Below are 25,715 nucleotides of genomic sequence, written 5' to 3'. Positions count from 1 at the left end.
GGTTGTGCAACCTATCGACCGCGCGAGGTGTTCCCTCAACAAGGGCGGCAATCGTCATGTATCGCGACAGTGACGGACTTCACCGACATCCCGCCCGCCGGCGCCGCCGACCCACGGTCCCCCACCTGCGATCCTGGACGCATGCGTAAGACCGCGATAGTGACCGGGGCCAGCAGCGGGATCGGGGCCGCCACGGCGAAGCGCCTGGCGGCGGAGGGGTTCAACGTCGTGCTCGCCGCGCGGCGGCGCGACCGCCTCGACGCCCTCGCCGAGGAGATCGCCGAGGCCGTGCCGGGCGCCGGGAAGGTGGCGCCCGTGACGCTGGACGTGACGTCGCAGGAGTCGGTGGACGCGCTCGCGGCGGCGGTGGACACCTGCCATGTCCTGGTCAACAACGCGGGCGGAGCCGTCGGCCTGGACAGCGTCGCGACCGCCGACCTCGCCGACTGGCAGACCATGTACGACACGAACGTCCTCGGGCTCGTCCGGGTCACGAAGGCCCTGCTGCCGAAGCTGATCGGGAGCGGCGCGGGTCACGTGGTGAACATCACCTCGCTCGCCGCGCACGTCCCGTACGAGGGCGGCGGCGGGTACAACGCGGCCAAGCACGCCGCGTACGCGGTCAACGACGTGATGCGTCTCGAACTGGTCGCCGAGCCGGTCCGCATCACCGAGATCGCGCCGGGGATGGTGCACACGGAGGAGTTCTCGCTGGTCCGGTTCCGCGGGGACGCGGAGCAGGCCGCCAAGCCGTACGAGGGCGTCGCGGAGCCGCTGGTCGCCGAGGACGTCGCCGACTGCGTCGCGTGGGCCGTGACCCGTCCGCCGCACGTGAACATCGACCGGATCGACGTCCAGCCGCGCGTGCAGGCCGCTCCCTACAAGCTTCACCGGGAGTAGCACTCACCCGTGGGCGGGCGCGACTGCCGTCCAGGGGAGAGTGACCTCACCGAGACGCCACCGGTTTCGTCCCCCATAGGGAGGACGTGTCAGGACCGGATGGGTCTGCGCCAACAGCGACACCGCCTCGACCCAGCGGGCGCGGGGGCCGAACGCGGACAGCGGCGCGGCCGTCGCCCAGCAGCGGTCGAACGCGGTCAGCAAAGCGTGGACGGGCTCGCCCGGCACGTTCCGGTGGATCAGCGTCTTCGGGAGCCGTTCGGCAAGCACGGACGGACGTTCGAGCGAGCGCAGATGGGCCGCGAACGTGATGGACTGGGGCCCGTCTTTGGTCAGGGTCACCCATACTGCGCGCCGTCCGATCTCGTCGCACGTGCCTTCCACGAGGACGCCCGAGGGCGCCAGACGCGCGCGCAGATCGTCCCATGCGTGCCAGGCCGCCTGCTCGTCGTACTGCCGCAGGACGTTGAACGCCCTGACCAGCGCGGGCGGGCGCGGAACCGGCAACTCGAACCCGCCGCGCCGGAACGACAGCCCCTCGTACCCCCGGCCGGGTTCGTTCAGTGCCGCGAGGAGGGCGTGCCCGGCGGCGACCCGTTCCGGCTCTATCTCGATGCCGACGACCTCCAGGCGCGGCGCGACGGCGCGCAGCCGGGTGTAGAGCTCGAACGTGGTGACCGGGGAGGCGCCGTAGCCGAGGTCGACGGCGAGCGGGCGTCCGCCGGTGCGCAGCGGGCCGGTCTGGGTGGCGGTGATCCAGCGGTCGACGCGGCGCAGCCGGTTGGGGGCGGTGGTGCCGCGAGTCACCTCGCCTCGCGGCTTCATGGCTGGGGGCACTCGGCAATTGTTCCTTGTGACCTCCTATGCCCTGTACGTCCAGCGCCCTGTACGTCCAGCTGGGCCGGTCCGTCCGCTGCGGCACCTGGCGGCCGACCCGCCGAACGTGATTCGGTAAGTTATCGGTTACGGTGCTGCCGACGCCGTCCCCCCGAGGAGAGTGCCGATGCTCGACCTGGCGACCCTGCACGAGGCCATCGCCGCCGCGATCCCCGACCGCGAGTGCCTGGTGTGGCGCGACCACCGGGTCACCTGGCGGGAGACCGCCGACCGGACGCGGCGGCTGGCGAACGTCCTGCACGGGCACGGCCTCGGCCTGCGCGGCACGGCGGCCGAGCCGTGGGAGTCGCCGCACGACCATCTCGCGCTCTACCTGCACAACGGCCCGGAGTACCTGGAGGGCCTGGTCGCCGCCCACAAGGCGCGGGTCGCGCCGTTCAACGTCAACTACCGGTACGTGGACGACGAGCTCGCCCACCTGTTCGGCGACGCCCGCCCCGCGGCCGTGATCTACCACGCGCGGTTCGCCGGCGCCATCGGACGGGTCGTCGAGCGGCTCGGCGAGCGCCCGCTGCTCCTCCAGGTCGCCGACGAGTCCGCCGCCCCGCTCCTGCCCGGCGCGCTCGACTACGAGGAAGCCCTCGTCAAGGCGTCCTCGGACCCGCTGCCCGTGCGGCCCGACGCGCACGACCTGCACATCCTCTACACCGGCGGCACGACGGGCATGCCGAAGGGCGTCCTGTGGCGGATCGGCGACCTGATGCTCGGCCCGCTCGGCCTGCGGCGCCGCGACGGGGCGCCGGTCACCGATCTCGACGAGGCCGTCGCGCGGGCCGTCCGCAGCGACGTGCGGGTACTGGTCGGCCCGCCGCTGATGCACGGCGCGGGCACGTGGTCCTCGCTCGGCGCGTGGTGCGGCGGCGGGTGCGTGGTGTTCCCCGACCGGGTCGACGGCCTGGACGCCGCCGACCTGATGGCGACCGCCGAGCGCGAGCGCGTCACCCGGATGCCGCTGGTCGGGGACGCCTTCGCCCGCCCGATCGTCGAGGCGCTGGAGGCCCGCCCGCACGACCTCGGCGCCCTGCGCTCGTTCGTGAACTCGGCCGCCGCGATCAGCCCCGGCGTGAAGGCGCGGATGCTCGAACTCCTCCCCCACTCCCGGATCGTGGACGTCCTCGGGTCGTCGGAGTCCGGTTTCCAGGTGACCCGGAGCGGCTCGTCGGCGCGGTCCTTCGCGGCGCAGCCGGGGACGGCCGTGCTGTCGGCCGACCGGTCCCGGCGCCTCGCGCCCGGCGAGGACGAGACGGGCTGGCTGGCCAAGGGCGGGGACTCGATCCCGCTCGGCTACCTCGGCGACCCGGTGAAGACCGCGTCCACGTTCCTCACCCTGGACGGCGAGCGGCTGGTCGTCGCGGGCGACCGGGCGCGGCTGCTCGCGGACGGCACCGTGGAGGTCCACGGGCGGGAGGCCACGACGATCAACACCGGCGGCGAGAAGGTGTTCGCGGAGGAGGTCGAGGCCGTGCTGCGCGGGCTCCCCGGCGTCGCGGACGCGCTGGTCGTCGGCCGGCCGAGCGAGCGCTGGGGGACGGAGATCGTCGCGGTGCTCGCCCCCGCCGGCGCCCCGTCCGACGAGGAGCTGCGCGAGGGCTGCGCCGCCCACCTGGCCCGCTACAAGATCCCGAAGGCGTTCGTCCGCACGGACGGGAGCCTGCGCCTGCCGAACGGCAAGGCCGACTACGCCGCCGCCCGAGCCCTCCTCCACTAAAGAATCCCGTTCGGCTTGTAGGTCCCCGTCCTGTACCGGCGGCGCCGCGGCGGGCGATCCTGGCGGAATGCCGGATCTGCACTCCCTGCTCGCCGACCTCACCACCGAGGGCGACACCGTGGACGCCCTGGTCGCGCCGCTGCCGGCCGCCCGCTGGGCGGACCCGACCCCGGCCGAGGGCTGGACGGTCGCGCACCAGATCGCCCACCTCGCCTGGACGGACGACCAGGCGATCGTCGCCGCCACCGACGCCGGCGCGTTCGCCGAACTCGTCCGGCAGGCTTCCGCCGACCCCGGCTACGTGGAATCGGGCGCGCGGGAGGGCGCGAAGGAGGACCCCGCCGACCTGCTCGCCCGCTGGCGCGACGGGCGCCGCCGGGTCGTGGACGCGCTCGCCGCCGTCCCGTCCGGCGCGCGCCTCCCCTGGTTCGGCCCGCCGATGGGCGCCGCGACGCTCGCCACCGCGCGGCTGATGGAGACGTGGGCGCACGGCGAGGACGTCGCCGACGCGCTCGGCGTCCGGCGCGAGCCGACCCGCCGGCTCCGGCACGTCGCCCACATCGGCGTCCGGACCCGCGACTTCGCCTACCGCAACCGGGGCCTGGAGCCGCCCGCCGAGGAGTTCCGCGTCGTCCTCGAAGGGCCGGGCGGCGAGGAGTGGACGTGGGGCCCGCCGGACGCCCGCCAGTCCGTGACCGGCCCCGCGCTCGACTTCTGCCACGCCGTCACCCAGCGCCGCCACCCCGCCGACCTGGCCCTCGTCGCGACCGGCCCGGACGCCGGCCGCTGGCTGGACGTCGCGCAGGCGTTCGCCGGTCCGCCCGGCTCCGGCCGCGCCCCGGCGTCCGGCTGAGAGATCGGCCACTGACCGGCGGAAACGGGTTCGGCTGCAAGTGATCTTGGACATGCTTGTCCTATGACAGTTCTGATTGCATTTGACGGTTCTGACGACGCACAGGCCGCGGTCGAGTACGCCGCGCGCCACCTCAAGGACGAGCCGACCGTGATCATGACGGTGTGGGAGCCGCTGCTGACGCAGGTCGTCTGGGCGCCGATCGCCGCCGTGGCGCCGGTCGCCCCCGAGGCCCCGGGTGACAAGTACGAGGAGGAGAAGCAGGCCGAGCAGCTCGCCGAGAAGGGCGCCGAGCTCGCCCGGTCCGGCGGGCTGACCAAGGTCACGACGCGCGCCGAGCGCGGCGGCGGGCCGGTGTGGGCCGCCATCGTGGACGTCGCGGACGAGCTGAACGCGTCCCTGATCATCACGGGCTCGCGCGGCCTCGCGGGCGCCCGGTCGGTGATCCTCGGCAGCGTCTCGACCCGCGTCCTGCACCACGCGCACCGCCCGGTCCTGGTGGTGCCGCCGCCGAAGAAGGACTGACCGGCGCCCGAGCCGGAAGGCGACGGCATGCCGTCCTGCCGGGGGACGTGGGGGGCGCCCCCCCGGCAACGAGCGCGGCTAGGGCAGGCCGGCCACGCGTTCGAAGGCCGCGTAGGCGTCGTCCGCGAAGAGGACGAAGCGGGCTTCGACGACCTGGGTCGAGGTGGCGCGGACGGTGCCGACGGCGATGCGGGCGGCGTCGTCCATGGGCCACCCGTAGATGCCCGCCGACACGGCCGGGAAGGCGATCGTGCCGACGCCCAGCTCGTCGGCGACGCGGAGGGACTCGCGGTAGCAGGAGATCAGCTGGCCGGAGCGGTCCTCGGACGGGGAGTACACGGGGCCGACGGTGTGGATCACCCAGCGGGCGGGCAGCCGCCCGGCCGTCGTCGCGACCGCCTGGCCGGTCGGCAGGCCGCCGCCGTAGTGGGACGCGCGCAGCTTGCGGCACTCGTCCAGGATCTCCGGGCCGCCTCTGCGGTGGATCGCGCCGTCCACCCCGCCGCCCCCGAGCAGCGACGAGTTGGCCGCGTTCACGACCGCGTCGACCGCCTGCTCGGTGATGTCTCCCCGGACGAGACTGATCTTCATGTGTACTTCCTCCGCTTTGGCCGGACCCGTCAGATGACATGAATTCTCATCCGCGCCGCACGTGAAACGCGGTCGGGCGGTTCCCGGCGGTACGCTCATGGCGGACGATGCTCCGGGGTGGTGCGGCTCGTCCGAGTTCGTCCGGCCGGACGCAGGGGATCCCATGCCGAACGCCAGGCGCGATACAGAAGACGATCTTTCAAAAGACGATCTCACAAAGGCGTGACAGTCGCGGAGGTACCCCCTTGAAGATTCTCCTCGCCGGAGCGACCGGAGTGGTCGGTCGCCGGCTGATCCCGCTGCTCGTCCAGGCGGGCCACGAGGTGACCGGCACGACCCGCCGGTCCGAACGGGCCGGCCTGCTCCGCGATCTCGGCGCCGCGCCGGTCGTCGTGGACGTGCTCGACGGCCCGGCGGTGCGCGACGCCGTCGCGGCCGAGCGCCCGGACGCCGTGATCCACCAGCTCACCGATCTCAGCGCGGAGGACTTCCCAGCCAACTCGCAGCTGCGGATCACCGGCACCCGCAACCTGGTCGACGCCGCGAAGGACGCCGGCGTCGAGACGATGATCGCGCAGAGCATCGCGTGGCTGTACGTCCCGGGCGACGCGCCGGCCGTCGAGACCGACCCGCTCGACCCGTCGCTGCCCCCGTACGGGGGCGTCGCGGCGCTGGAGGAGGCGGTCGGCGAGATGCCGCGCGGCGTGGTGCTGCGGTACGGCGCGCTCTACGGGCCGGGGACGTGGTACGCCCCCGACGGCGCGATCGCCGAGCGGGTGCGGGCGGGCACGCTGCGTCCGGCGCCGTCGTGGACGTCGTTCGTGCACGCCGATGACGCGGCGTCGGCGGCGCTCACGGCCCTCGACTGGCCGGCCGGGGCCGTCAACGTCGTGGACGACGAGCCCGCGACCACCGCGGACTGGCTGCCCGTCTACGGCGCGGCCATCGGCGCCCCGCAGCCGGGCAGCGCCGGGAAGCACGCCGCGACGACGGGCCGCCCGGTGTCCAACGCGAAGGCGCTGAGCCTCGGCTGGAAGCCGCGGATCACGTCGTGGCGCACGGGTTTCGCCCAGATGGACGCCCCGGCCGACTAACCGGGCGGAACGTGACAATTCACCCGAACTGGAACGAGCGCTTCGCCAGCCCGAGCCAGTAGCCGTCGATCACGGACCGGCGGTCCGACGCGTCGTCCGCGTCCGCGCCGAGGGCCATGAACAGCGGCGCGAAATGCTCTGTCCGCGGATGCGCGATGCGGGCCGCGGGGGCCTTGGCACGGAAGTCGAGCAGTGCGTCGACGTCGCCCGCCTTGACGGCGCGGTCCGTCCACTCGTCGAACTCCGCCGACCAGGCGGGCGGCGCGGCGCCCGGCTCCGGACGCAGCTCCCGCAGGTTGTGCGTGGTGAAACCGCTTCCGACGATCAGGACGCCCTGGTCGCGCAGGGGCGCGAGGCTCCGGCCGATCTCGAACAGCCGTACCGGCTCCAGGGTGGGCATCGACATCTGCAGCACGGGGACGTCGGCGTCCGGGTACATCTCCACGAGCGGGACGTACGCGCCCGTGGTCGAGGCCGCGCTCCTCGTCCTGGCGCACGCCGGCGATCAGTTTCCGCACGTCGGCGGCCAGCTCGGGGGCGCCGGGCGCGTCGTAGCGGACGCGGTAGTAGGTGATTGAACATTCAAGGCTTGAAGGTTCAACCTTCGGGTACACTCGGGGCATGACCGAGACGCAGTGGCTGGACGACGAGGAGCAGCGGACCTGGCGCGCCTTCCTGTGGACGTCGCGGCTGCTCAACGAGGCCCTCGACCGGCAGTTGCAGCACGACTCCGGCCTGCCGCACGCCTACTACATGATCCTGGCGATGCTGTCGGAGGCGCCCGGCCGCGCGCTGACGATGACCGAGCTCGCCGAGATCGTCCACTCGTCCCCGAGCCGCCTCTCGCACGCCGTGAACCGGCTGGAGGAGGCCGGCTGGGTGAGCCGCTGCAAGCACGAGACCGACCGCCGCACCACCATCGCGCGGCTGACCGACGAGGGTCACACCGTCCTCGTGAAGGCGGCCCCCGGCCACGTCGCCGAGGTCAGGCGCCACCTGTTCGACCCGCTGACCCGCGACCAGATGCTCGAATTCCGGGAGATCCTCCACACCCTCCTGAACTCCCTGGACCCGGCGCACGAGGCCCCCTGCGCACGCGGCCGCGGCTAGCCGAACTCGACCGCGTGCGCCCCGGCCTCGGGGTGGGCGGCGGCGAGAAGGCGCAGGCCCTCCTCTTCGAGGGCGGCGCGCTCCCGTCGCGGCACCGGGTCGAACGGGGCGATGAGCAGCCTCGCCTCGCCCCGCTTCTTCTCGATCTTCCACATGCCGTGCACGAAGCCGTCCACGAGGAACGTCGCGCGGATGATGCCGTTGACGGTGAAGACGCGCTTGCGGTGCTCCTCGCTGATGATCCGGGCACGGTCGGCGTGGGAGAGCAGCAGGTTGTCGAAGTCGGGGACGAACCGGACGGGCGCCGGGGCGCCCGCGTCGGGACGCGGCGCGTCCGGGACGTCGTAGAGCGTGCGGCCGTTCTCGTCCCGGAACTCCAGCAGCCCGGGCCGCAGCCGCCGGACGACCTCGCCGAGGCCCGCCAGGCCCGACCAGTGCCGGACGTCCTGGACGCTCGCCGGCCCGAACGCGGCCAGGTAGCGCAGCACCACGTCGTCCAGCGTGGTCTCCACCGCCGGCCGCCCGTCCAGCCACGTGTCGAGCGTCGTGTGCCGCGCCGTCCCCGACGCGCCCCAGATGCCGCGCGGCGGGACCTGGACCAGCGGCAACCGCAGGCGGACGGCCCAGCCGAGCAGCGCGACGTCGTGTTCCGGCCACCGCTCGGCCAGCAGCGTCCGGAGTTCCTTGTCGGTGCGCGGCTCCTGTTCCAGCAGCGCGCGGGCGTGGGCGGTGATCGCGTCGAGATCGATGCCGTCGAGGTCGGCGGCGCGCGTCTTCAGGTGGTTGTCGAGGATCACCTGGGTGAACGGCCGCAGCGCGCGGGCGTCGCGGGCGCTGACCAGGTGGAGCGTCCCGCGCATCAGCACGATCCGCAGCGCGCGGCGGTCGGTCATCAGCGCGCCGACCTCGTCGAACGCGAAGTCCGCGAGCCGGCTCCACAGCCCGACGTGCGGCGGGTTCGGCGCCTGCGACTGCATGCCGACCAGATGCTCGATGGCGTCCAGCACCGGCAGGTCGTGCCGCTCCAGCAGCATCTGCCGTGCCAGCAGCGCCCGGTTCAGCGCCCTCCGGCTCAGGACGGCGGGCTGACCGCCGGCGCTCCGCTCCGCTCGCGGGTCAGTCGTCACAGCGTCTCCCCGGCTTCCGCCGAGTGGGAGGAGTGTCCGAGATAGCGGTGTCGCAGCCGGTTCATCCGCTCATCTTCCCCGATCTCGGCACCGTGCAGGTATTCGAGCGGCACCTTGACGGGACCGAGGCATGAACGTATGTTCATGAACGAATGTTCATAGCGAAGGAGGAACCATGGCCGACGTCGTCAACACCCACCAGGCCGAGGCGTGGAACGGGTACGAGGGCGAGCACTGGGCCGGGCACCACGGCCGGTACGACGCGGTCAACGGCGGCTTCAACGACGCCCTGCTGGACGCGGCGGCGATCGGGCCGCGCGACCGCGTCCTCGACATCGGCTGCGGGAACGGGCAGGTCACCCGGCTCGCGGCGCGGCGGGCGCGGCTCGGCGGCGCGACCGGCGTGGACCTGTCCGGGCCGATGCTCGACCGCGCCCGCTCGCTCGCGAAGGAGGAGGACGTCGCGAACGTGACGTTCGAGCAGGGCGACGCGCAGATCCACCCGTTCCCGGACGGCGCCTTCGACGTGGCGATGAGCCGGTTCGGGGCCATGTTCTTCGCCGATCCGGTCGCCGCGTTCGGCAACGTCCGGCGGGCGCTGCGCGAGGGCGGACGGCTGGCGCTCCTCGTGATGACGCCGCCGGGGCAGTCCGACCTCGGGACGGTGTTCGAGGCGCTGCCGAAGCTGGCGGAGCCGCCGATCGGGCATCGGGGCCCGCTGTCGCTGGCCGACCCCGACCGCGTCCGCGAGGTCCTGGAGGGCGCCGGTTTCCGGGACGTCAACACGCACCTGGTGGACGCCGAGCAGATCTGGGGACGGGACGGCCGCGACGCCGCGGAGTTCTTCGCCGGCTGGGGCCCGATCCGCTTCAACTACGGCGCGAGCGGCGAACTGGTCGACACGCTCACCGAGGCCCTGGGCCGGTTCGAGCGGGACGGCGCCGTCCGGCTGCGCAGCACCGCCCGGCTGGTGCGGGCCCGGCGATGAACCGGGCCGCGATCCCCGGCCCGCTCCCCGGCTTCCCGCCGCACGGATTCGATCTCGACCAATACGATTCGGCGTGATGTCACCTCGAAAAGCAGCCGCGCTGCGCGCCGGGGACCGGAGCCTGCGCGAGCACCTGATCGCCACCGCGGAGCGGATGATGGCCGAGCGCGGAGCGGCGGGGCTGACCGTCCGGGCGATCGCGCGGGAGGCCGGGGTCGCCGACGGCGTCCTCTACAACCACTTCGCCGACAAGGAGGAACTGCTCGCGCACGCGCTGCGCGCACGCGCGGAGTCGGTGGCGAGCGGCCTCGGCCCGCTCCCCGAGCCGGGCACGGCGACGATCGAGGAGAACCTGCGGGCGTACGTCGCGCACGGCCTGGCCGCGCACAACGCCCTCCTCCCCGCGCTGGCCGGGCTGGTCGCGCAACCGGAGGTCCTCGCCCGGTTCTCGGCGATGAGCGGCGGGGCGGAGGACTGGCGGTCGCGGCTCGCCCGGTACCTGCGCGCGGAGCGCGACCTCGGCCGGCTCGCTCCGGGCGCGCCGGTCGACGCCGCCACCTCCATGATCGTCGGCGCGTGCCACGAACCGGTGCTGTCGGTGCTGTTCCAGGGCGGGGAACTCGCGCACCGCGTTCCCTCGGACGCCGTGGACGGCCTGGTCGCCGTCGTCCTACGGGGCATCGCTCGCCACGAGCCCCACCAGGAGACCCGCCAGGAGTCCCGCCAGGAGCCCGGCTAGGAGTCCATCGCCTCCCTGACCTCCTCCAGGGTGCCGTCGGCGACGGCGTTGGCGCGGGCGTTGCCCTCGGCCAGGACGCGGCGCAGGTACGCCCGGTCGGCGATGAGCTCGGCGCGGCGGGTGCGGATCGGGCGGAGGAACTCGTTGACCGAGTCCGTGACGACCTTCTTCAGTGCCGCCGCCCCGCCGGACCCGATCTCGGCGGCGACGGCGTGCGGGTCGCGGTCCTGGCACAGCGCGGCGATGAGCACGAGATTCGACACTTGGGGACGGGTCTGCGGCTCGTAGGTGATGTGCCGCTTGGTATCGGTGACGGCGCGCCTGATCAGCCGGGCGGTCTCGTCCGGCCCGGCGGACAGGGCGAGGGCGTTCCCGCGGCTCTTGCTCATCTTCTGGCCGTCCGTTCCGAGGAGGCTCGGCGCGGCGGACAGCAGGGCGTCCGGCACCGGGAAGACCGGCGCGTAGCGTTCGTTGAAGCGGCGCGCGATCGTCCGGGTGATCTCCTGGTGCGGAAGCTGGTCCTTGCCGACGGGTACGAGGTTGGCCTTGCAGAAGAGGATGTCGGCCGCCTGGTGCACGGGATAGGTGAACATCAGCCCGCTGACCGACGCCTGCCTCGACGCCGCGATCTCGTCCTTCACGGTCGGGTTCCGGTTCAGCTCGGCGACCGACACCAGCGACAGGAACGGCAGCATGAGCTGGTTCAGGGCGGGGACGGCGCTGTGCCGGAAGACCGTCGCCTCGGAAGGGTCGATCCCGGCGGCCAGGTAGTCGGCGACCAGCCCTTCGACGTGCTCGGACAGCTGTTCGGCGATGTCCCGGTCGGTGAGCACCTGGTAGTCGGCGACGATGACGAACAGTTCGACGCCCGCCCGTTGCAGCCTCACGCGGTTGGCGAGCGTGCCGAAGTAGTGGCCGAGGTGCAGCGGCCCGGTGGGCCGGTCGCCGGTCAGGATCCGGAACGCACCGGGCTCGGTCTCGATGCGTTCTTCGAGTTCACGGCTTCGTGCTTCGGGGGTGGCGGTCTCCATGCTTCCCTCTCCTCGATTCGATCCGGGCGGCCCCCGCCGGACGGGCCGCGTCATCGGGAAAGAGAAAGGGCCGTCCGAGGGGACGGCCCGATGGCGTGCGCGAGTCGGCCGTCCTAGGACGGCCACCAGTTCGGGCACGTGGTGCGATGCATGCCCCCAGCATAGACGAGGGGAAGCAGGTGCTCGCAGATAATCTCGAACGGAACCGGTTGGGTAGGCTGGACGCATGACCTCGATGGCCCCGGTCCGGACGACACCGGACCTGTCGTTCCTGCTGGACCGCACCAGCCACGCCCTGCGCACCCGGATGACGGCGGCGCTCGCCGAGATCGGGCTGACACCGCGCATGCACTGCGTCCTCGTGCACGCCCTGGAGGAGGAGCGCACCCAGATCCAGCTCGCCGAGATCGGCGACATGGACAAGACGACGATGGTCGTCACGGTGGACGCCTTGGAGAAGGCCGGGCTCGCCGAGCGCAGGCCGTCGTCAACGGACCGGCGGGCCCGGATCATCGCGGTCACCGAGGAGGGCGCGCGGGTCGCCGCCCGGAGCCAGGAGCTCGTGGACGGCGTCCACGAGGCCGCTCTCGGCTCACTCCCCTCCGACGAGCGCGAGGTACTGCTGCGCGCCCTGAACACGCTGGTCAACGGGCACCTGAGCACCCCGGTCGAGTGCCCGCAGCCGGCCCGCCGCGCCCGGCAGCGCACGAAGTAAGTCCGTTAAGCATCGTCTCTAACAAAACTATCTGCTACGGTCTCTCTCATGAACGAAGAGACGACCCTTCCCTCCCTGCTCCGCTCCCGCTGGGCGGCGCTCGGCGTGCTGTCCGCGACGATGCTGATGACGATCCTGGACGGCAGCATCGTGACCGTCGCGGCCCCCGCCATCCAGGACGACCTCGGCTTCTCCCCCGCCGGGCTCAGCTGGATCATGAACGCCTACCTGATCCCGCTCGGCGGCCTGCTGCTCCTCGCCGGACGGCTCGGCGACCTCGTCGGCCGCAAGGCGCTGTTCCTCGCCGGCAACGCGGTCTTCACGGCGGCGTCGCTGCTGGCGGGCGCGGCCACCACGTCCAGCGTGCTGATCGCGGCCCGCTTCCTGCAGGGCGTCGGCAGCGCGCTGGCCTCGGCCGTCGTGCTCGGCATCCTCGTGACGCTGTTCACCGACGCCCGCGAGCGCACCAAGGCCATCGGGATCTTCAGCTTCACCGGCGCGGCGGGCGCGACCATCGGGCAGGTGCTCGGCGGCGTCCTCACCGACGCGCTGAGCTGGCACTGGATCTTCCTGATCAACCTGCCGATCGGCCTCGCCACCATCCTGCTGGCCCTCCCGGCGCTGCCGCGCGACCGCGGCATCGGCCTCGCGGCCGGAGCGGACGTCGCGGGCGCGCTGCTCGTCACCTCCGGGCTGATGCTCGGCATCTACACGGTCGTCAAGGTCGAGGGCCACGGCTGGGTCTCGCCGCACACGCTGGGCCTCGGCGCGGTGTCGGTGCTCCTGCTCGCCGGGTTCGCCGTCCGGCAGGCGCACGCCGCGACCCCGCTGATGCCGCTGCGGATCCTGCGCTCCCGCAACGTGTCCGGCGCGTACGCCGTCCAGTTGCTCACCCTGTCGGCGATGTTCTCGTTCCAGGTGGTCGTCGCCCTCTACATGCAGCAGGTCCTCGGCTACAGCGCACTCGACACGGGGCTCGCGATGCTCCCGGCGGCCGTGGCGATCGGCGGGGTCTCGCTCTTCGCGTCGGCACGCCTGTCGAACCGGTTCGGGGAACGTTCCGTCCTGATGACGGGGCTGGTGTTCCTGGTCGGCGCGATGGTCTGGCTCACGACCGTTCCGGTGGACGCCGACTACGTCACCGATCTGTTCCCCGTCTTCGTGCTGGTCGCCGGGGCCGGGCTCGTCATCCCGTCGCTGACCGGGCTCGGCATGTCCAGCGCACGCCCGGAGGACGCCGGTCTCGCGTCGGGCCTGTTCAACACCGTCCAGCAGGTGGGCATGGCGCTCGGCGTCGCCGTCCTGACCACGCTCGCCGCGTCCCGCACCGAGACCCTGCGGGCGGACGGCCAGGACGCCGCCGCCGCGCTCACCGGCGGCTACCACCTCGCGTTCGGCATCTCCGCCGGGCTCCTCGTGGCCGCGCTCGCCGTGTCCCTGCTCGTCCTGCGCCGCCCGACGCCCCAGGTCGGCACGACCGCGCCCGCCGAGAACGTCCCCGCCGGCATCTGAAGGAGACCCGATATGACCGAGTACGGCCCCGGCCAGGGACCCGGCCCCAAGCCCGTCGGCGAGGACGACCTGTCCCGCCTGCTCGGCGAGCAGCAGTTCGCCGTGCTGGCCACGAACAAGAAGAGCGGCCACCCGCACGTCTCGACCGTCGTCTACGCGTGGGACCCGGACGAGCGCATCGTGCGGATCTCCACGACGGCCGGGCGGGCGAAGGTGAAGCAGTTCCAGCGCGACCCGCGCGCCGCGCTGCACGCGTCGAGCGCCGACCACCTGGCGTTCGCCGTCGCCGAAGGCACCGCCGAGCTGTCGGACATATCCGAGAAGCCCGGTGACGCGGCCGGGCGCGAGCTGCTCGCGATGACGCCGGGCTTCGCCGACCCCGCGGACGAGCGGGCCTTCCTGGAGCAGATGGCGACGGACCGGCGGCTGGTGATCCGCCTGCACGTCACCCGCCTGTACGGGACGGTCCTCGCGGCGTAGCGCTAGTGCGGCAGGACGAGGAGCAGCAGCGGCAGCCCGGCGATGACCGGCACGGCGGCGGACGCGGCGATGCGGCTCTTGCGGGACACCGGCTGCGGCTCCAGCAGCCGGTTCACCCGCGCCATCACCGGGATGTCGCCGTGCGCGACGCCGAGGGTCCCCGACGGCGCGGCGGCGGGCCGGGCGGCGGCGAAGCGCAGCAGTGCCGTCGCCAGCTCGCGCGGCGGGCGGCCGTGCCGGGCCCGGTCGTCGGCGGCCATCTCGATCAGCAGCTCGACCGCGTCCAGGCACCGTCCGACCAGGTGGAACTGCGGGAACACCTGGCGCAGCGACGCGAACGGCAGCAGCACCAGGTCGTGGCGCTCGCGGGCGTGGGCGCGCTCGTGCGCGAGGACCGCGGCGAGCTCGCCGCGGTCGAGCAGCTCCATCGTCCCCGCGCTGACGACGACCTTGGACGAGCGGACGCCCGGCACGCAGTACGCGGCGGCGCCGGGATGGTCGAGGACGAGCGTGCCGGGCACGGACGAGTCGCGGCGCGACACGAGCGCGAGCAGCGCCCGGTGCCGCCGCCGGGCCCGCACGACCCGGACCACCGCGAACATCAGCATGACCAGCAGCACGGCCGTCAGGCCGATCGCGGCGAGCAGCGCCGCGACCTGGGCGGCGTTGAGGCGGGCGGCCTGGTCGTCGTACAGGCCGGGCAGCCCGCCGAGGACGCCCTTGCGGTAGGGGAGGAGAGCGAGACCGAGGAGGGCGCCGATCGTGGCGACGCCCCAGCACAGCCCGAGGGCCTGCCAGAGCGCGATCCCGATGCGCGGCGTCCGCCACGTCCACCGGGCGCGGGACAGGAAGTGCGCCCCGCCGACGGTCCCGAGTGAGATCAATGCGAGCAGGGCGGTGCCGGTCATGCGGGCGGTTCCTTGCTCATGAGGCCCGCGAGGGTCTGCCGGATGACGTCGATCTCGTCCCGCGAGACGGACCGGACGAAGTGGGCGAGCGCCGCGTCCCGGTCTCCGGTCTCGTTGAGGGCGCCCAGCATCAGCTCGGTCACGTACATCTCGCGGCTCGCGACCGGGTGGTAGCGCCAGGCGCGGCCGTCGCGCTCACGTTCGAGGAAGCCCTTCTTGGCGAGCCTGTCGAGCACGGTCATGACCGTGGTGTGGGCGAGGTCGCGGTCGCCGGCGAGCGCACGGCTCACGTCACGGGCGGTGGCGGCCTCGTGGCCGGCGTCCTCCCGCGCCCACAGAACCTCCATGACCGTGCGTTCAAGCTCTCCCAGACCCTTCACGCCCCCAAGGTTATCCGACCGATACCAAGGTCACCACGTCAGGTAGTACTACCGCCTGTAGGGGGCGCGACGAGGCCCAGCTCGTAGGCGATGATGACCAGCTGGACGCGGTCGCGGGCGTCCAGCTTTGCGAGCAGCCGGGCCACGTGGGACTTGGCCGTCGCGACGCTGATGTAGAGGTCGTCGGCGATCTCCTGGTTGGACAGGCCGCGCCCGACCAGGGTCAGGACCTCGCGCTCGCGGTCGGTGACGCCGACCGCGGACCGCGGTTCCGGGACCGGTTCGGGACGGGCGGCGAACTCCTCGATCAGGCGTTTCGTGACGCTCGGGGCGATGAGGGCGTCGCCGTTCGCGACGACGCGGATCGCGGTGAGGATCTCCTCCAGCGGCATGTCCTTGACGAGGAAGCCGCTGGCGCCCGCTTTGAGCGAGCCGTACACGTACTCGTCGTCGTCGAACGTCGTCAGCATCAGCACGTGCGCGGTGGTGATGCGGCGGGTGGCCTCGATGCCGTCCATACCGGGCATGCGGATGTCCATGACGACCACGTCGGGCCGGACGTCCTCGACCAGGTCGACCGCCTCCCGGCCCGCCCCGGCCTCCCCGACGATCTCCAGGTCGGGGGTGTCGGCCATCAGCACGCGCAGCCCGGCGCGGATCAGCGGCTGGTCGTCGGCGAGGACGACGCGGATCGTCATCGGTCCGCCAGCGGGATGCGCACCGCCACCCGGAACCCGCCCTCGGGACGCGGCCCGGCGGCGAACTCGCCGCGCAGGAGGGTGACGCGCTCGCGCATCCCGACGAGGCCGTACCCGGTGCCGACCACGCCGCCGCGCCCGTCGTCCTCGATCTCTATGGCCAGCTCGTCGCCGCGGTAGTCGATCGTCACACGGCAATCGTCCGTGCCCGCGTGGCGGACGACGTTCGTGACCGCCTCCTGGACGATCCGGTACGCGGAGAGATCGACGTCCGGCGGCAGCGGACGGCGCTCGCCCTCCGTGCGGACGTCGACCCGGACGCCGGCGTCCATCGTGGCGGCGGTCAGGCCCGGCAGATCGTCCAGGCCGGGGGCCGGGCCGAGCGGCGCCGCGCCCGGGTCGTCCTTGCGGAGCGCGGTCAGCATGCGCCGCAGCCCGGACAGGGTCTCGCGGCTGGTCGTCTCGATGGCGTCCAGCGCGTTCCTGGCCTCGGCCGGCTGCGTGTCGATCACCCGTCCGCCGACGCCCGCCTGGATCGCGATGATCCCGATGCTGTGGGCGACCATGTCGTGCAGCTCCCGCGCGATCCGCAGCCGTTCCGCCGCGACGGCCTGCGCGGTGGCCTGCGCGTGCATCGCCTCCGCGTGCGTCCGCCGGACCCGGACCGAGTTGCCCGCCATCCAGGCGATGCCCATCGCCAGCACGGTCGTCATGAGGAGCTGCTCGTTCGCGGCCCCGAACGCGAGGACGGCCATCACCTGCACGGCGAACGTCACCACGGCGACGGGGACCGAGATCTTCCGCGGGCGGATGCTCGCGATGTAGGCGGCGGAGAGGTCGGTGATCAGGATCAGCGCGCCGACGACCGTCCCGTTCTGCCTTTCCAGGGCGGCGAGGGTCCAGGCGATGACCAGGATCGCGTGGGCGGGCAGCGGGCGCCGCCGCAGCAGGGCCGCGACCAGCACGGTGAGAAGGACCAGGAGGAGGACGTCGGGCTCCCGGAAGCCCGTCCGCCCGCTGGACATCGTCACGTACAGCAGGCCGGGATAAAGGACGGCGCCGCACCAGGCCAGCACCATCCCCGTGACGCGACCTGCTCGGCTCAACTGCAAGGCGGACATGCGGCGATCGTAACCGCGGGCCTTCCCCGGCACATTGGCCCGGAGGCTTAATCCCACGGGCTACAAACGCCCTTTCCTAATGTGTCCGGCGGCCCGATGACCGCCGGGTGGGGTCGCCTGCACCTTTGTCAGCATGAAACGCTGGGCGTCTCTGCTCCTGATTCTCGAAATCCTGGCCGTTGTGGTCTTCTCCATCGCCTACGACTCACTCGACTTCCGCATCTACTGGCTGGGAGGGCGTGCGATAACGGACGGCGCCGACCTCTACCAGGAACAGCTCGCCGCCCACTGGTTCACCAACACGCCCTTTATGGCGGCCCTGGTCACCCCTCTTGCCGAGATGCCACTCGTTCTCGCGCGCCTGCTGTGGCAGTCGGCCTCGCTGGCGGCCTTCATCTGGGCATGCCGGACGGCGTTTCAACTGACCGGCCGCAGCATTCCTTTCGTGGTCGTGCTCGCGGGCGGTCTTCTTCTCGAACCGGTCTGGCACACGTTCTTCCTGGGGCAGGTCAACCTTTTCCTTCTGGCTCTCGTCCTGGCCGACATGCACCGGGTCGCGCAGGGCCGTCCCGCCGGGATCGGGATCGGCATCGCGACCGCGATCAAGCTGACCCCGGCCATGTTCGTCGTCCTGCTCTTGCTGACGAGGCGAACCAGGGACGCCGCCACGGCCACCGCGACCTTCGCCGTCTGCACGCTGCTCGCCTACGCCATCGCGCCGGACGCGTCCCGCCTCTACTGGCTGCACACCTTCTACGACACGTCCCGGGTGGGCGTCCCGTACATCAGCAACCAATCGCCGCTGGGCGCGCTGACCCGCATACTGCGCGGAACGGCAGAGGTCGGCGACTGGTACGCCGCCATTCCGCTGACCATCGGCATTCTCGGTCTCGCGCTCGCGGCGGCCTGGGCACGCCGGGGCGACTGGCCTGTGGCAATAGCGGTCACGGGCGTGACCGGGCTCCTGGTCTCCCCCGTCTCCTGGGCGCACCACTGGGTGTGGATCGTCCCCGCGCTGGCGGTTCTGCTCCGCAACGGCAGCCGGAGAACAGCCCTCGCCGCCTACGCCTTGTTCGTGCTCTCGCCGCTCTGGTGGACGCCCCACAACGGCCACCCGCTCCAATACGGCTTCCACCTCTTCCTGACGCCCATCGCCAATTGCTACCTGCTGGCGGGGGTGGGCTTTCTCGTCCACATGGCCGTCCGGCTTCGCGGTCAGGACGACGCGTCCACGACCACGAAGGAGCCGAGCATCCGCCGCAGCCAGCCGCCCCGGGGCCGCCTTTCGATGCGCCTGGCCCGCGCGGGCGGACGGCGCGCCGGGGGCCTGGAATGCACGGCCGGACGGGGCGCCCTGGGGGGCGTGGGCGCGGCCCGTCCAGCCGTGCGGTTCTGGAGGGCCGCCCGCGAATAGCGGCCGTGCAGCTCGTACAGCAGGCGGCCGAGCGTGTGCGGGTCGGGCGCTTCCACCAGGCGGTTTCCGGCCAGCGCCCACCAGCTTCCGGTGAACTCGCCGCGCCACACGCAGCAGCCGGGGAACCGGCGCGCCATCTCGTCCGCGACCCGCTCGGGGTCGAGCTCGGCCGCCGCCCAGGGGGTCACCGCTCCTCCCCGGCCAGGTGGCCGAGGACGAACACGGCCGCGTCCGTCACCCGGTCGGCGGGCGCGATCGGCTCGCCGGACGCCGTGAAGTACCAGAGCCGGCCGCCGTCCTCGTCCCGGACGCGGCAGAAGATCGTGTCGCTCTCCCGCCGCCCGCAGCAGTCCTTGACCTGCGGGCTCGTGACCTGGAGCCCGCGCGAGTCGAGCCGGACCTCGAACCTCCGCGCGGCCAGATGTGCGCCAAGCGCCGCGAGGCGCGCCAAGGGAGCCGTACCATCGTCCACAGCCAGGACTCCTTTTCCTGGTCAGGCCCCGACCCACATGGTGTTGCTGCACCGGGTCGGGGCCGCTTTCGTTTTCGGGGAAGGGACGGGTCCCAACCCGTCCCGCGACTCTGAGTAAACAGGCGTCACAGCCCGCGAGAAAAGATGAGAATGCGGAGACAGACCCGGAGACAACCCGGAGACTCGAAGTCTCCGGGTCCACAAAAGGGGGCACATGCCAATGACTGCCCAAAACCCCCCGATATGGGCAATCCGCTTGCGCGCCGAACGTGACGCGCGAGGCTGGAGTAAACACGAGATGGCCAGGCGACTCCTCGAAGCCGACGGCCTGGAGCAGGGCAACGTGATCAATCTCGCCCGTCAGATCTACGACTGGGAGAGAGGCAAGCACTTCCCTCGAAACTGGGCAGATACCTACGCGAAGGTGTTCAAAATAGACCCTTCAGAACTCTTCTCAACCGGGCAGGCAAGGGAGGCATCCTCTAGGCATGACCCCGCTCACGATTTCGAGGACGACGACATGAAGCGCCGAGCTCTCCTCAGCCTTTTCGCGACCACCGCCGTAGCCGCCCCGTTCGGTCACGAGGCCGAACGGCTCCGCGCCGCTCTCACCGGCACTCTCACCACCGAAGCCACCACCCGCGACGCCGACGCCTGGGCCCGTACCGCCTTCGACCACGCCCACGAGATCGACCGCGTGCCACCGGCCGAGCTCCTGCCGGACCTCCTCGCGGACTTCGCCGAACTCAATCTGCACATCACCCGAGCACACGGACACGTCCGAAGCCGCCTCGTAGACACGGCGGCGCAACTCGCCGCCCTCACGGCCTATGAACTGACCGTCGTCGGCGACCCACGCGGCGCTCGCCGCTGGTGGCGCACCGCGGCCCAGGCCGCGGACGAGTCGGGCAATCAAGACACCTCCTCGAATGTCCGAGGCAAAGCGGCGGTGCTCTCGCTCTACACGGGTGTTCCGGAGCTGGCCGCCGTGGAAGCCGCCGAGGAGACCATCGCCCTCAGCAGCCGTCCGTCCAGCGGGTTGGCCAGCGCGCACAGCGCCCAGGCGCAGGCATTCGCCCAACTCGGTCGCCTCGACGAGGCCAAGCAGGCGCTGAACGACTTGACGCGCGTCTTCCAGGGCCTGCCCGCAGCGGTGACGAAGGACAAGACCTCCGCGTGGGGATGGTCTGAGCAACGGCTTCACCACGTCGCCAGCTACGTCCACACGCACGCCGGCGACCTCGACCGCGCCCAGGCCGCCCAGGATTCCGCCACGGCGCTCTACCCGGCCGACAGCTTCCTCGCGCGTGCCCAGATCGAGCTGCACAGAGCAGGCGGACTGATCCGTATTGGAGACACCGACACCGGTGCGGGACACGTCGTGGACGTGATGACCGCCATCCCGAGTGCCCATCGCGGCGACTCCATGATCCGCCGAACGGCCTTCACCTCGCTGAACCTGGCATCCACGAAGGACGCCCGCCGCCCCGCCCTCCGCGACGCCTACGCCATGCTCGCCAACACGCCAGCCTGATTCGCTGATGGCTCTCCGCCGCGTGTGTCAAGGGTTGCGCGGATGGGGGGTGGTCGCGAAGGTCGGGGGGCGGAGTTCGTCCCGAGTGCTGGTGGGGTGCGGATCGCCTTCGAGGTCGCGGGGCGGGGCGGCCCCTGGTGTTGCTGCACGGGTTCTTCGGGGATCGCACCACCTGGCAGGACGCGGGGTACGTCGACGCCCTCGCCGATACGCATCGGCTCATCTGCATCGACGCTCGTGGGCATGGCGGGAGCGATGCGCCGCATGACGCCTCCGCGTACCGCGTCGAGCGACAGGTCGAGGACGTCATCGCCGTGCTGGACGCGCTGGACGTCGAGCGGGCCGCGTTCTGGGGTGCGTCCATGGGCGGCGCCATCGGCATGCATCTCCTGGCCCGGCATCCGGAGCGCCTCACGGGCCTGATCGCGGGTGGGATGCACGGGGAGGCCGTGCATGTGAGTCCCGCCGAGGTCGAGGAGGAGGCGGAGCTCTTCCGTACGCGGGGTGTCGCGCCGTTCGTCGCCGCGATGGAGCGCCAGGGGCACGTCCCGGGCTGGATGCGCGCCACCATGGAAGCGGCCGACCCGCATGCGCTCGCGGCGTTGACCACCGCGCTGTCCGATCGCGACGGCGTCCTGGACGTCCTCGCCGGGACACCGGTGCCGGTGCTCCTGCTCGTCGGCGAGCGCGACCCCGGGCTCGCGGCCGTGCGGCGAACCGCCGCCCGCGCTCCCAGCGCCACACTCACCGAACTGCCCGAATGCGGCCACTTGGACGCCTTCACCCGCACCGACCTAACCCTGCCGATCGCCCGCCCCTTCCTTGCCCGCCTCCGTTGACCTGCGGCGAGTTGTTGTTATGGAAGCGCTCATAACAACAACTCGCCGCAGGTCAACAGAGGAGGAGGGCCGCGCGACGGCGCGAAGGCGATCTTGGACGGGGTGGGCTGTTACGGTTTCCGGCGAGGGGGGATATTTGCCTATGACGTCCGATACGTTCCGCATCGGAAAGGCGATCGAGGTACGGCGGCTCGGGTTCGGGGCCATGAAGTTGCCGACCGACGCCGGGTCCCGCGAAAGCTCCATCGCGGTGGCCCGGCGGGCCGTCGAGCTGGGCGTGACGCTCATCGACACCGCCTACCTGTACGGGTGGGGCGCCAACGAGGAACTGCTCGTCGAGGCGCTGCACCCGTTCCCGAAAGACGTGCTCGTCACGACGAAGGTGGGCGTCGTCCCGCCGGACCCGCCGCGTGACGCGACCCTGTGCGGACGCCCGGAGGTCCTGCGGGATCAGGTCGAGCGGGCGCTGCGCAGGCTCCGTGTCGAGCGGCTGGACCTGCTGCAACTGCACCGCGTAGATCCAGAGGTGCCGCTCGCCGACCAGGTGGGGACGCTGCGCGACCTCCGGGACGAGGGCAAGATCGGCCACATCGGCCTGTCCGAGGTCACCGTCGCCGAACTCGACGAGGCGCGGGAGATCGTCGCCATCGCGAGCGTGCAGAACCGCTACAACCTGCTCGACCGCGAGCACGAGGCGGTGCTCGACGCCTGCACGGCGGCGGGGATCGCCTTCCTGCCGTGGCGGCCCGTCCTGCCCGCGACGACGGCGGGCGAGGTCGCCGCCGTGGCCGCCGAACTCGGCGCCACCCCGGCCCAGGTGGCCCTCGCGTGGCTGCTCGGCCGGTCGCCGGTCGTCCTGCCCATCCCGGGAACCGCGTCGATCGTGCACCTGGAGGAGAACGTCGCCGCCGCCGGACTGCGGCTCGCAGACCGCCATCGGGCCCGCCTGGACGCCCTGCGAGCCGAGTAGGGCGAAACGGACGTCACGGCCATCCGGCACCTGGAACGTCCACCTCGGTGGCGAGGATCCGGCCGGAGCCGGGCGTGACCATCTCGGGCTCGGTCATGCCGCGCCATTCGGCGGCGGCGATGAAGAGCGTCCTGCAGGCCGGGCCGCCCAGCGCGCACGCGAAACCGCCGCGGTCCAGATGGACGGTCTGCAGAACCTCGCCTCCCTCGGCGACGCGCACGCAGCGCTCGTTGGGGACGTCCGCGTACCAGACGGCGTGCTCCGCGTCGACGCAGATGCCGTCCGGGGCTGCGGCCTCGCCCAGGTCGGCCCACTGGCGGCGGTTCGAGAGCGCGCCGTCCGCGCCGATGTCGAGCGCCACGAGGGCGTGGCCGTAGGAGTCCGCGACGATCAGCGTGGCGTTGTCGGGCGTGACCGCCATCCCGTTGGGGAACGCGATGCCGTCCGCGACCCGGCGCGGCGAGCCGTCCGCCGCGACCAGGGAGACGGACCCGGGCTTGGACGCCTCCCCCGAGATCGGGTCGAAGCCGACCTCGTTGACGTAGATGTTGCCGCGTCCATCGGCGACGACGTCGTTCCAGGCCGCCCGGCCGAGGTCGGCGTGGGTGACCAGTGCGCCGCCGGGCTCCCGGCGCAGCAGCAGCCCGTCCGCCGAGGAGACGACCACGAGCCGGCCGTCGGGGAGCCAGGCGGTGCAGAGCGGCAGCGACTTCACGCGCGCGACCACCTCGGTGGACCCCGTCGCGTCGACGGCGACGACCTCGCCCGCGGACCAGTCGGAGAAGTACAGCCGGTCGCCGTGCCAGCGCGGCGACTCGACCAGCCCGCGGCCTTCCAGCAGCGTCCTGACTTCGGTCATCGGTACCGCCCCCGTTCCCGGACGCCGGCCGGGCGCCGGCCGTCCTCACCCTCTACACGAACGGGCGGCGGCCGGATCGACACATCAGAGCGGTTTTCCGTTGACCACCAGTGCCACGTCGATGTTGCCGCGCGTGGCCCGGGAGTAGGGGCAGGCCTGGTGCGCGGCCCTGACCAGGTCGGCCGCCTCGGCGTCGGTGAGCGACGGCAGCGAGATCCGCAACTCGGCGCCCAGTTCGAAGCCGCCGGCGCCGTTCGGGATCAGCGAGACGGCCGCGTCGATCTCCGCGTCGCCCGCCGTGCGGCCGGCGCTCCGCCCGAGAAGGTCGAGCGTGGTGCCGAAGCAGGCCGCGTAGCCGATCGCGAAGAGCTGCTCTGGATTGATCCCCTCCCCGTCCCCGCCCATCTCCTTGGGCAGCCGCAGGTCCAGGTCGAGCGCTCCGTCGGACGTGCGCGCGTGGCCGTTCCTGCCCCCGGCGACGTGCGCCTCCGCGGTGTACTGCGCCTCGGTCATCGTCGAACTCCCTCTCCTCGTAACTACCGGTATAAGAATCTTGCACTTCAAAAACAGGAAGTCAATGGTTAAGATCACTCCGAACGAGGAGGCGGGATGGACATCGGCTACCTGTTGCCCACGCGCGACCAGAGCGCCGCGGGCGAACACGATCTCGGGCGGCTCGTCGCCCGGGCGCGGCGGGCGGAGGAACTCGGGCTGGACTCGGTCTGGGCGGGCGACAGCCCCGTGACCAGGCCCCGCGCCGATCCGCTGCTGCTGCTCGCCGCCGTGGCGGAGGCCACCGAGCGGGTCGCGGTCGGCACGGCGGTGCTGCTGCCGGCGCTGCGCCACCCGATCCTGCTGGCGCACCAGCTCGCCACCCTGGACCGGCTGTCGGACGGACGGCTCATCGCCGGCATGGGCGCCGGATACCCGATGCCCGCCACCGAAGCGCAGTTCGCGGCGGTCGGCGTCGGGTTCGCCCGCCGCGGCAGCCGGATGGAGGAGTCGATCGAGATCATGCGACGGCTCTGGTCGGGCGAGGAGGTCTCCCACCGGGGCGAGCACTTCGCGTTCGAGGACGTCCGGATCGCGCCGCCGCCGTCTCGTCCGGGCGGGCCGCCGATCTGGCTGGCGGGCGGCGGGCCTGCCCTGCGCCGCGTGGCCCGCCTCGCCGACGGCTGGCTCCCCTACCCGCCCGAGGCGGCCGCCTACGCGGCGGAGCGCGCGGCCGTCGAGCGGGCCGCGTCCCGTCCGGTCACGCCCGCCCTGTACGCGACGCTCTGCCTTGACGACGACCCCGAGAAGGCGCACCACCGCATGCGCGGCAGCATCGAGCGGTACTACAACGCGCCGCTGGAGTTCGTCGCGTCCGTCCAGGCCCTGTTCGCCGGCACCGCCGAAGACGCCGCCGCCTGGCTGGACGGCTACGTCGCGGCCGGTGCCCGCCACCTCGTGATCCGGCTGGCGACCGAAGACCACGACACGGGCCTGGAGGAGTTCGCCGACCGGGTCCTGCCCCTCACACGCGAGGAGAACGACCGATGACCACTTTCATGCTCGTCCACGGCGCCTGGCACGGCCCCTGGGCCTGGGACCGGGTCGTCCCACTGCTGGAAGCCGCCGGAGCCCGGACGCTGACCGTCGACCTGACCGGCGACCACGGGCTGCACGATCACGCCGCGCTGGTGATCGCCGCCCTCGACGGCGTTCAGGAGGAGGTCGTCCTGGTCGGGCACAGTTACGGGGGCCTGGTGGTCCGGGAGGCCGCCGACGCGCGGCCCGGCTCCGTCCGCCACATCGTCCTGGTGGACGGGTGGGCGGGCCCCGACGGCGCCAGCATGTTCAGCCTCGCCCCCGCCACCTTCGTCAAGGCGGTCAGCACGCTGGCCGAGGCGAGCGAGGACGGGCGGTGGATCCCGGCGCCGCCCCCGGCGGCCTACGGCATCACCGACGCCGGCGACGCGGAGTGGCTGGCCCCGCGCCTGGTCCCCCAGCCGCTGCGCACGTTCGCCGAGTCCACCCGGCTGACCGGGGCCGTCGACCTGATCCCCGGAACGGCCGTCTACTGCACGCCGCCGAGCTACCCGTACGACCGGCTCGGCGCGTCCGCCGGATACCGGACGCTCCCAGTGCCCGGCCCGCACGACGTGATGCTGACCGACCCTGAGCCGCTCGCCCGGATGCTGCTGGACGCCGCCCAGGAACAGCAGGAGACGGTTCAATAACAGGAAGCGCGAAGCCTACAGTGATGAA

30 protein-coding genes are annotated in these 25,715 nt (G+C 72.4%); 17 read left to right on the top strand and 13 right to left on the bottom strand.

The window, feature by feature from the left end:
- The first annotated feature begins 141 nt into the window (after positions 1–141).
- Entirely contained in the window at positions 142–900 is a 759-nt protein-coding gene (locus SM418_RS34295) for an SDR family NAD(P)-dependent oxidoreductase (protein WP_371945717.1), read from the top strand.
- Between the two features lie 3 nt (positions 901–903).
- Here SM418_RS34295 and SM418_RS34290 read toward each other — a convergent pair whose 3' ends face one another.
- Positions 904–1,737 carry a class I SAM-dependent methyltransferase gene (locus SM418_RS34290; RefSeq protein WP_371945718.1) on the bottom strand — a complete coding sequence of 278 codons (834 nt, stop codon included), beginning with the start codon at positions 1,735–1,737 and terminating at the stop codon, positions 904–906.
- 166 nt (positions 1,738–1,903) lie between these two features.
- Here SM418_RS34290 and SM418_RS34285 point away from each other — a divergent pair, with 166 nt between their 5' ends.
- The 3 genes from SM418_RS34285 to SM418_RS34275 all read left to right on the top strand — a co-directional run bounded on the left by SM418_RS34285 (position 1,904) and on the right by SM418_RS34275 (position 4,883).
- Positions 1,904–3,505 carry an AMP-binding protein gene (locus SM418_RS34285; RefSeq protein WP_371945719.1) on the top strand — a complete coding sequence of 534 codons (1,602 nt, stop codon included), beginning with the start codon at positions 1,904–1,906 and terminating at the stop codon, positions 3,503–3,505.
- Positions 3,506–3,572: 67 nt separating this feature from the next.
- Positions 3,573–4,358: a TIGR03084 family metal-binding protein gene (locus SM418_RS34280; protein ID WP_371945720.1), complete on the top strand. Its 786-nt coding sequence runs from the start codon at positions 3,573–3,575 to the stop codon at positions 4,356–4,358.
- Positions 4,359–4,421: 63 nt separating this feature from the next.
- Positions 4,422–4,883: a universal stress protein gene (locus SM418_RS34275; protein WP_371945721.1), complete on the top strand. Its 462-nt coding sequence runs from the start codon at positions 4,422–4,424 to the stop codon at positions 4,881–4,883.
- A gap of 78 nt (positions 4,884–4,961) precedes the next feature.
- Here the strand turns inward: SM418_RS34275 and SM418_RS34270 are convergent, their stop codons facing one another.
- Complete coding sequence (locus SM418_RS34270; RefSeq protein WP_371945722.1) at positions 4,962–5,474, bottom strand: O-acetyl-ADP-ribose deacetylase; 513 nt, start codon at positions 5,472–5,474, stop codon at positions 4,962–4,964.
- Between the two features lie 245 nt (positions 5,475–5,719).
- Between SM418_RS34270 and SM418_RS34265 the strand changes: the two genes are divergently transcribed.
- The gene (locus tag SM418_RS34265; protein ID WP_371945723.1) at positions 5,720–6,568 is read left to right on the top strand and encodes an NAD-dependent epimerase/dehydratase family protein; all 849 of its coding nucleotides are present in this window, start codon (positions 5,720–5,722) and stop codon (positions 6,566–6,568) included.
- A 19-nt stretch (positions 6,569–6,587) separates the two neighbouring features.
- Here the strand turns inward: SM418_RS34265 and SM418_RS34260 are convergent, their stop codons facing one another.
- The gene (locus tag SM418_RS34260; RefSeq protein WP_371945777.1) at positions 6,588–7,007 is read right to left on the bottom strand and encodes a DODA-type extradiol aromatic ring-opening family dioxygenase; all 420 of its coding nucleotides are present in this window, start codon (positions 7,005–7,007) and stop codon (positions 6,588–6,590) included.
- Positions 7,008–7,189: 182 nt separating this feature from the next.
- Between SM418_RS34260 and SM418_RS34255 the strand changes: the two genes are divergently transcribed.
- Positions 7,190–7,678, top strand: coding sequence for a MarR family winged helix-turn-helix transcriptional regulator (locus SM418_RS34255; RefSeq protein WP_371945724.1), 489 nt, complete (start codon positions 7,190–7,192; stop codon positions 7,676–7,678).
- On the opposite strand, the gene SM418_RS34250 is transcribed toward SM418_RS34255, so the two are convergent.
- A complete protein-coding gene (locus tag SM418_RS34250) occupies positions 7,675–8,805 on the bottom strand; it encodes a winged helix DNA-binding domain-containing protein (protein WP_371945725.1) in 1,131 nt (376 codons plus the stop codon). The two genes, SM418_RS34255 and SM418_RS34250, sit on opposite strands and share 4 nt — an antisense overlap.
- A complete protein-coding gene (locus tag SM418_RS34245) occupies positions 8,802–8,951 on the bottom strand; it encodes a hypothetical protein (protein ID WP_371945726.1) in 150 nt (49 codons plus the stop codon). The genes SM418_RS34250 and SM418_RS34245 overlap by 4 nt, the downstream gene beginning before the upstream one ends.
- Positions 8,952–8,980: 29 nt before the next feature.
- On the opposite strand from SM418_RS34245, the gene SM418_RS34240 reads away from it, so the two are divergent.
- Both SM418_RS34240 and SM418_RS34235 read left to right on the top strand, forming a co-directional pair.
- Positions 8,981–9,793, top strand: a complete 813-nt coding sequence (locus SM418_RS34240; protein ID WP_371945727.1) for a class I SAM-dependent methyltransferase — start codon at positions 8,981–8,983, stop codon at positions 9,791–9,793.
- A gap of 76 nt (positions 9,794–9,869) precedes the next feature.
- Positions 9,870–10,532, top strand: coding sequence for a TetR/AcrR family transcriptional regulator (locus SM418_RS34235; RefSeq protein ID WP_371945728.1), 663 nt, complete (start codon positions 9,870–9,872; stop codon positions 10,530–10,532).
- Here the strand turns inward: SM418_RS34235 and trpS are convergent.
- Positions 10,529–11,563 carry a tryptophan--tRNA ligase gene (gene trpS, locus SM418_RS34230; RefSeq protein WP_371945729.1) on the bottom strand — a complete coding sequence of 345 codons (1,035 nt, stop codon included), beginning with the start codon at positions 11,561–11,563 and terminating at the stop codon, positions 10,529–10,531. The two genes, SM418_RS34235 and trpS, sit on opposite strands and share 4 nt — an antisense overlap.
- A 226-nt stretch (positions 11,564–11,789) precedes the next feature.
- Between trpS and SM418_RS34225 the strand changes: the two genes are divergently transcribed.
- The 3 genes from SM418_RS34225 to SM418_RS34215 are packed head-to-tail and all read left to right on the top strand — an operon-like array spanning position 11,790 to position 14,270.
- Positions 11,790–12,278, top strand: coding sequence for a MarR family winged helix-turn-helix transcriptional regulator (locus SM418_RS34225; RefSeq protein WP_371945730.1), 489 nt, complete (start codon positions 11,790–11,792; stop codon positions 12,276–12,278).
- A 48-nt stretch (positions 12,279–12,326) separates the two neighbouring features.
- Positions 12,327–13,790: an MFS transporter gene (locus SM418_RS34220; RefSeq protein WP_371945731.1), complete on the top strand. Its 1,464-nt coding sequence runs from the start codon at positions 12,327–12,329 to the stop codon at positions 13,788–13,790.
- 12 nt (positions 13,791–13,802) lie between these two features.
- Positions 13,803–14,270: a pyridoxamine 5'-phosphate oxidase family protein gene (locus SM418_RS34215; RefSeq protein ID WP_371945732.1), complete on the top strand. Its 468-nt coding sequence runs from the start codon at positions 13,803–13,805 to the stop codon at positions 14,268–14,270.
- A gap of 2 nt (positions 14,271–14,272) precedes the next feature.
- On the opposite strand, the gene SM418_RS34210 is transcribed toward SM418_RS34215, so the two are convergent.
- From SM418_RS34210 to SM418_RS34195, 4 genes are read right to left on the bottom strand one after another with little or no spacing between them, the layout of a single operon-like run.
- Positions 14,273–15,178, bottom strand: coding sequence for a M56 family metallopeptidase (locus SM418_RS34210; RefSeq protein ID WP_371945733.1), 906 nt, complete (start codon positions 15,176–15,178; stop codon positions 14,273–14,275).
- Complete coding sequence (locus tag SM418_RS34205; protein WP_371945734.1) at positions 15,175–15,558, bottom strand: BlaI/MecI/CopY family transcriptional regulator; 384 nt, start codon at positions 15,556–15,558, stop codon at positions 15,175–15,177. The genes SM418_RS34210 and SM418_RS34205 overlap by 4 nt, the downstream gene beginning before the upstream one ends.
- A gap of 38 nt (positions 15,559–15,596) precedes the next feature.
- Positions 15,597–16,256 carry a response regulator gene (locus tag SM418_RS34200; RefSeq protein ID WP_371945735.1) on the bottom strand — a complete coding sequence of 220 codons (660 nt, stop codon included), beginning with the start codon at positions 16,254–16,256 and terminating at the stop codon, positions 15,597–15,599.
- Positions 16,253–17,377 (bottom strand): sensor histidine kinase, encoded by a 1,125-nt coding sequence (locus tag SM418_RS34195; RefSeq protein ID WP_371945736.1) that lies wholly within the window; start codon positions 17,375–17,377, stop codon positions 16,253–16,255. Before SM418_RS34195 ends, SM418_RS34200 begins: the two co-directional genes overlap by 4 nt.
- Before the next feature lie 133 nt (positions 17,378–17,510).
- On the opposite strand from SM418_RS34195, the gene SM418_RS34190 reads away from it, so the two are divergent.
- Positions 17,511–18,791: a glycosyltransferase 87 family protein gene (locus tag SM418_RS34190; protein ID WP_371945737.1), complete on the top strand. Its 1,281-nt coding sequence runs from the start codon at positions 17,511–17,513 to the stop codon at positions 18,789–18,791.
- A gap of 184 nt (positions 18,792–18,975) precedes the next feature.
- Here the strand turns inward: SM418_RS34190 and SM418_RS34185 are convergent, their stop codons facing one another.
- Positions 18,976–19,263 (bottom strand): hypothetical protein, encoded by a 288-nt coding sequence (locus SM418_RS34185; RefSeq protein WP_371945738.1) that lies wholly within the window; start codon positions 19,261–19,263, stop codon positions 18,976–18,978.
- Between the two features lie 214 nt (positions 19,264–19,477).
- On the opposite strand from SM418_RS34185, the gene SM418_RS34180 reads away from it, so the two are divergent.
- The 3 genes from SM418_RS34180 to SM418_RS34170 all read left to right on the top strand — a co-directional run bounded on the left by SM418_RS34180 (position 19,478) and on the right by SM418_RS34170 (position 22,606).
- Positions 19,478–20,797: a helix-turn-helix transcriptional regulator gene (locus SM418_RS34180; protein ID WP_504230352.1), complete on the top strand. Its 1,320-nt coding sequence runs from the start codon at positions 19,478–19,480 to the stop codon at positions 20,795–20,797.
- Positions 20,798–20,934: 137 nt separating this feature from the next.
- Positions 20,935–21,636, top strand: a complete 702-nt coding sequence (locus SM418_RS34175; protein WP_371945740.1) for an alpha/beta fold hydrolase — start codon at positions 20,935–20,937, stop codon at positions 21,634–21,636.
- 142 nt (positions 21,637–21,778) lie between these two features.
- Positions 21,779–22,606 carry an aldo/keto reductase gene (locus SM418_RS34170; protein ID WP_371945741.1) on the top strand — a complete coding sequence of 276 codons (828 nt, stop codon included), beginning with the start codon at positions 21,779–21,781 and terminating at the stop codon, positions 22,604–22,606.
- 13 nt (positions 22,607–22,619) lie between these two features.
- Here SM418_RS34170 and SM418_RS34165 read toward each other — a convergent pair whose 3' ends face one another.
- Both SM418_RS34165 and SM418_RS34160 read right to left on the bottom strand, forming a co-directional pair.
- Positions 22,620–23,465, bottom strand: a complete 846-nt coding sequence (locus tag SM418_RS34165) for an SMP-30/gluconolactonase/LRE family protein (protein WP_371945742.1) — start codon at positions 23,463–23,465, stop codon at positions 22,620–22,622.
- A gap of 84 nt (positions 23,466–23,549) precedes the next feature.
- Positions 23,550–23,978: an organic hydroperoxide resistance protein gene (locus SM418_RS34160; protein ID WP_371945743.1), complete on the bottom strand. Its 429-nt coding sequence runs from the start codon at positions 23,976–23,978 to the stop codon at positions 23,550–23,552.
- Positions 23,979–24,074: 96 nt separating this feature from the next.
- On the opposite strand from SM418_RS34160, the gene SM418_RS34155 reads away from it, so the two are divergent.
- Both SM418_RS34155 and SM418_RS34150 read left to right on the top strand, forming a co-directional pair.
- Positions 24,075–25,007, top strand: a complete 933-nt coding sequence (locus tag SM418_RS34155) for an LLM class flavin-dependent oxidoreductase (RefSeq protein ID WP_371945744.1) — start codon at positions 24,075–24,077, stop codon at positions 25,005–25,007.
- Entirely contained in the window at positions 25,004–25,687 is a 684-nt protein-coding gene (locus SM418_RS34150) for an alpha/beta fold hydrolase (RefSeq protein ID WP_371945745.1), read from the top strand. The genes SM418_RS34155 and SM418_RS34150 overlap by 4 nt, the downstream gene beginning before the upstream one ends.
- Positions 25,688–25,715 lie beyond the last annotated feature (28 nt).

This window comes from Actinomadura chokoriensis, assembly GCF_041463665.1.
In the GTDB taxonomy this organism is placed as follows: domain Bacteria; phylum Actinomycetota; class Actinomycetes; order Streptosporangiales; family Streptosporangiaceae; genus Spirillospora; species Spirillospora chokoriensis_A.
The sequence above is the reverse complement of the archived record's forward strand: the minus strand, read 5'-3'. Positions and strand labels throughout refer to the sequence as shown.